The organism is Ralstonia sp. ASV6 (assembly GCF_016429285.1).
In the GTDB taxonomy this organism is placed as follows: Bacteria; Pseudomonadota; Gammaproteobacteria; order Burkholderiales; family Burkholderiaceae; genus Ralstonia; species Ralstonia flaminis.
Map to the genome: position 1 here is coordinate 1 of NZ_JAELUI010000339.1, position 599 is coordinate 599.

A 599-nucleotide genomic window follows, 5' to 3' on the forward strand; every position below is an offset into this window, starting at 1 on the left:
AGGCCTCGGGCGCGGAACTGTCGGTGGGCAAGGCGCTGCTGGGCGTGGCCGAGCAACTGCTGCTGCCGTTCGTGCTGGGCCAGTTGCTGCGCCCGGTGATCGGCGGACTCATCACCAAGTACAAGGCGATCATCAACAAGGTGGACCGCGTGGTGATCCTGCTGATCGTGTTCAACTCGTTTGCCGATTCGACACACGCGGGCGTGTGGTCGAAGTATCCGTGGGAAACCATCGTGGCCGTGGCGGTCATGAGCGGCGCACTGCTGTTCGTCGTGCTGGGCGCGACGACGTGGCTCTCGCGGCGCGCGGGCTTTGGCTTGCCCGATGAGATTACTGCCGTGTTCTGCGGCTCCAAGAAGAGCCTGGCCAACGGCATTCCGATGGCGAAGATCCTGTTTGCCGGCAACCCCGCCCTGGGCCTGATCGTGCTGCCGACCATGATCTATCACCAGTTGCAGTTGATCGTGTGCTCGGCGCTGGCGCGCAAATATGCGGATCGCATGGCGCATACCGAAGCCAATGCTGGCGCACCGGCCAGCCGCCCGGCGTAGTCACAGGGCCATCAAGCCCGTCGTTTCCGGCCAGTGGTAGGTGTGCAC

General features: G+C 64.1%; 1 protein-coding gene. It reads left to right on the forward strand.

Going from position 1 to position 599, the window contains the following annotated elements; all coding sequences use genetic code 11:
• On the forward strand, positions 1 to 551 hold a 551-nt coding region (locus tag JHD73_RS27970; RefSeq protein ID WP_199033365.1), incomplete at its 5' end, for a bile acid:sodium symporter.
• Positions 552 to 599 lie beyond the last annotated feature (48 nt).